The organism is Massilia sp. CT11-108 (genome assembly GCF_047302915.1).
Lineage (GTDB): Bacteria > Pseudomonadota > Gammaproteobacteria > Burkholderiales > Burkholderiaceae_D > Telluria > Telluria orientalis.
Genome location: NZ_JBKYMO010000521.1, coordinates 1 through 3,733, shown reverse-complemented (window position 1 = coordinate 3,733; position 3,733 = coordinate 1). Strand labels below are relative to the sequence as shown.

4 protein-coding genes and 1 tRNA gene are annotated in these 3,733 nt (G+C 65.4%); 1 reads left to right on the top strand and 4 read right to left on the bottom strand.

All coding sequences use genetic code 11. From position 1 onward, the window contains the following. Nucleotides 1-264 precede the first annotated feature (264 nt). Nucleotides 265-693, top strand: a complete 429-nt coding sequence (locus ACEN88_RS26625; protein ID WP_413344500.1) for a hypothetical protein — start codon at nucleotides 265-267, stop codon at nucleotides 691-693. Between the two features lie 21 nt (nucleotides 694-714). Here ACEN88_RS26625 and ACEN88_RS26620 read toward each other — a convergent pair whose 3' ends face one another. From ACEN88_RS26620 to ACEN88_RS26605, 4 genes are all read right to left on the bottom strand, one after another. After that, on the bottom strand, nucleotides 715-2,391 hold the full coding sequence (locus tag ACEN88_RS26620; protein WP_413344498.1) for a GH39 family glycosyl hydrolase: 1,677 nt from the start codon (nucleotides 2,389-2,391) through the stop codon (nucleotides 715-717). 105 nt (nucleotides 2,392-2,496) lie between these two features. After that, nucleotides 2,497-2,841, bottom strand: a complete 345-nt coding sequence (locus tag ACEN88_RS26615) for a zinc ribbon domain-containing protein YjdM (RefSeq protein WP_105380867.1) — start codon at nucleotides 2,839-2,841, stop codon at nucleotides 2,497-2,499. A 67-nt stretch (nucleotides 2,842-2,908) separates the two neighbouring features. Further along, nucleotides 2,909-2,984 (bottom strand) — tRNA-Phe (locus tag ACEN88_RS26610). A gap of 36 nt (nucleotides 2,985-3,020) precedes the next feature. After that, nucleotides 3,021-3,506, bottom strand: coding sequence for an acyl-CoA thioesterase (locus tag ACEN88_RS26605; RefSeq protein WP_413344496.1), 486 nt, complete (start codon nucleotides 3,504-3,506; stop codon nucleotides 3,021-3,023). Nucleotides 3,507-3,733 lie beyond the last annotated feature (227 nt).

The window sequence follows — 3,733 nt, the reverse complement described above, 5'->3', positions numbered from 1 at the left end:
GTGCGCCGCGCCGGCCGGCCAAGCCGAAGACGCCGCCGGAGAACAGCTGATACACCGTCATTCCCGCGCACGTGGGAATCCATGCTGAATTTCCGGATTCGAGCGTCGGACAGGCCTGCAAGGCATCCGGCGTAGCGATCTCCTGTCGCTCGGCATGGGTTCCCGCTGTCGCGGGAACGACGATTAGCTGCGCGCGCGTCCCGTCCGGGCCTGTGTAATAATGACAATAACGCCCCCGCGTCCACTGTCATGCAAAGGCCCACCATGCGCGCGCTCACCGGTCTCTTCGCCTGCCTCCTCGCCACCGCCGCGCTGCCGTCCCAGGCAGCCGCACCCTCCGCGGCGCATCCCTTGCTGGGAATCTGGATCCTCGCGATCCCGCAGCTCGGCTGTTCCGAGACGTACCACTTCCGCGGCGACGGCACCACGCTCGTGAAAAGCGCGGACGAAGTGTCGGAAAGCGAGTTCACGGTCGCCGAAAAACCCAGCGCCAAGGGGTTTTATAAACTCGACGACAAGATCGTGAAGGACAACGGCAAGCAGGACTGCTCCGGCGAGATCATGAAGCCGGGCACGCGCGCCACCAACTACATCCGCTTCCACCCATCCGGCGCGCGCTTCGTGATGTGCCGCGACGAGACGATGGAGGCATGCATCGGGCCGTTCGAGCGGATGCCGGGGCAGGGAATCTGACCCGGAATTCCGGTCTCCGATTCAGTAGGTGAGTGTCACCAGCGACACCGCCTGCCGCGGCAACTGCATCCTGACCGTGGCGGCGCCATCCTGCGTCGCCACCGTCGCCGCCTCCATTTGCGCCAGTTCGCTCGCCTTCTGCAACTCGGCCACCTGCGCCGCCGTCGGATGCGCGGGCGACCCCATGCGCTTCCACGCGGCGTACGAATTGCTGTGCTCCTGGTCGATGCGGTAATGCCGCAACTGCACCTGTCTGGCGGGAATGCCGGCGATGTGAAGCTCGACCGGCGAGCCGGCGTCGATGATGTCGTCGTCGTGGTAGTTCCAGACCAGGACGGACACGCTGTGCGCGTCCTTCGCCGCCAGCGCATCGATGTCGGTGCGCGCGCCGCGCACGCCGGCGGCCTGGATGCGGGCCGCGTCGTAGGCGCGGTCGCCCGTCACCGCCACGCGCTCGCCGCGCATCTTGCCGAGCATGCGGAACACGTTCAGCACCGGCTTGTTGACGCCATTGGTCGCCAGGTCGCGGAAGCCCGCGAACCACGGCTGGTCTTCGAACTCGAACGACCAGTTCACCGCGCCGATCAGGTTCACGCCGCGCCGCGCGGCCAGGTCGTACTCGCGCGCGATCGACGCGGCCGTGTAGCTGGCGTACAGCGTGCCGTTGCGGTAGGCGTTTTCCGGGTTGGTCTGCATGCCGCAGGCGGCGCAGCCTTCCGGGTCGGATTCGCCGATGATGACGGGGACGTTCTTCAGCTCCGGGTATTTTTCGACGAGCGCGAAGCCTTCGTCGAGGTGACGGAAGTGCGCGTCCATGCCCATCCGCACGATGCCGTCGACGACCTTCGGCGCGCCCTTGGCGTGGAACGCGACGAAGTCCAGCGGCGTGCCGGTCTTGCCGGTCGCGTAATTGGTCTCGTGCAGGCAGTGCTGCAGGAAGTCGTCCATGAAGCGGCCCGCGCCGGCCGTGTGCGGCCCGCCGATGCGCGCCGTCGGCAGCGCGCGTTTCACCGCGTCGGCCGCGTAGTCGTACATCTTGAAGTACTCGCGCTTCGTGTCCGGCGCGATGAGGTAGAGGCCGTCCGGCTCGTTCCACACTTCCCAGTACCAGCTCTCGACTTCCTTCTGCCCGTAGCGCGCCACGCTGTGCTTCACCCACTGGTAGACCAGCTCGGACCACTTGGCGTAATCCTTCGGCGGCGTGGCCCAGCCCGTCATGATCTCCTTGTAGGGCGTGCCCGGCTTCCAGTGGTGGCGGTAGGGCTGCGGGCGCTGCGACAGCGCTTCCGGCATGAAGCCGATCTGCGCCAGCGGCTTCATGCCGCGTTCGATGTACGTGTCGAAGATGCCGTCGATGATGGTCCAGTCGTAGACCGGCTTGCCGTCCTTGTCTTCGGTGTACATGTTCGTCGAGCCCCACTTGAGCGCGTAGCTGCCGTCGCCCGACGTCATGAGGTTGTGCGCGCGGACGTACACGGGGACGGGGCTCAGCGCGGCGATGTCGCTCAGCAGCTTTTTACCGTTGGGCGCCGTCGTGTAGTTCGGTTCGTCGTAGCCGAACCAGGCCCAGATCGGCGTCATGGGCCCCTTGGCCTGCGTGGCGTCGATGGCCAGCCTGACCGGCTGTGGCGTGGAAGGTTCGGCGGCGTGCAGCGGCGCGCAGGCCGCGAGGAGGAGGGCGGCGAGGTGTCTCTTCATTGTTGTTCTCGTGGGATCGGTCCGATGGGATGATGCTAGGCCGATCCACGATGGCCGTCCAATGACGGTTTTTCCGGTGTCGATACCGGATCGGATATCGCCCGCTCAGCTCTTGCGGACAAATTCCGACTTCAGGCTCATCGCGCCGAAGCCGTCGATCTTGCAGTCGATGTCGTGGTCGCCGTCGACGAGGCGGATGTTCTTGACCTTGGTGCCCTGCTTGACGACGCCGCCGCCGCCCTTCAGTTTCAGGTCCTTGATGACGGTGACGGTGTCGCCGTCCTGCAGCACGTTGCCGGCCGCATCGCGCCACACGCGGGCCGTCTCTTCCGCCGCCGCGTCGGCCTTGACGGGCCATTCGTGCGCGCATTCCGGGCAAACGTAGTTGCCCATGCCGTCTTCGTAGGTCAGCGTGGAACCGCAGGTGGGGCAGGGAGGCAAGGTCGTCATGGCAGTGTGCGAAAGGGATAGTGGAATGCAAAACGCCAACCGCAGGGGTTGGCGTTGCTGGAATTCTTGGTGGCCCGGGGCGGAATCGAACCACCGACACAAGGATTTTCAATCCTCTGCTCTACCAACTGAGCTACCAGGCCAAGGCGGCGCAGTATAGCACGGGTTAACAAAAAACCCTAATTTTTTGCTGCGGCACGTTCCTCATGCTGGCGGTCGAGCGCCAGGCGCAGCTCCTTGCGGGCCTTCGCTTCCTTGTGGCGGCGCAGTTCGTCCGGCCCGAACGGGCGCAGCGGCGGCACGGGGACGGGCTGCTTGTCGTCGCCCACGGCCACCATCGTGAAGAAGCAGCTGTTCACGTGGCGCACCTGCTGCGTGCGGATGTCCTCGGCCACGACCTTGATGCCGATTTCCATCGACGTGCGGCCCGTGTAGTTGACGGCGGCCAGGAATGTCACCAGCTCGCCCACGTGGATGGGCTGGCGGAACGTCACCTGGTCGACGCTCATCGTCACGACATAGGTGCCGGCATAGCGGCTGGCGCAGGCGTAGGCCACCTGGTCGAGCAGTTTCAGGATGTTCCCGCCGTGCACGTTACCGGAAAAGTTCGCGGTATCCGGCGTCATCAGGACCGTCATGGTGAGTTGGTGGGCGGGCAGGGTCATGGCGTCGAGCGTAAAGATGAAGAATAGGGAGGATGTTGCCTGAGAAACCCGGTTGCGGCAACAACCCCTATCCTTTGGTCAGAACTCTTCCCAGTCCGCCTCCACCGTGGCAGGGGTCTTGCGGACGGTGGCGGGTTTCCGTGCCGGCCGGGCCGCGACGCGGGCGATGCATGAACAGGCGCAGGCGCTGGCCGGGCTGGTGGAAGTGTTCCGGGTCCAGGCGAAGT

Bases quoted from the DNA above. Each gene is read 5' to 3' on its own strand.
- ACEN88_RS26625 (WP_413344500.1), top strand. From the start codon at position 265: ATGCGCGCGCTCACCGGTCTCTTCGCCTGCCTCCTCGCCACCGCCGCG.
- ACEN88_RS26620 (WP_413344498.1), bottom strand. From the start codon at position 2,391: ATGAAGAGACACCTCGCCGCCCTCCTCCTCGCGGCCTGCGCGCCGCTG.
- ACEN88_RS26615 (WP_105380867.1), bottom strand. From the start codon at position 2,841: ATGACGACCTTGCCTCCCTGCCCCACCTGCGGTTCCACGCTGACCTAC.
- ACEN88_RS26605 (WP_413344496.1), bottom strand. From the start codon at position 3,506: ATGACCCTGCCCGCCCACCAACTCACCATGACGGTCCTGATGACGCCG.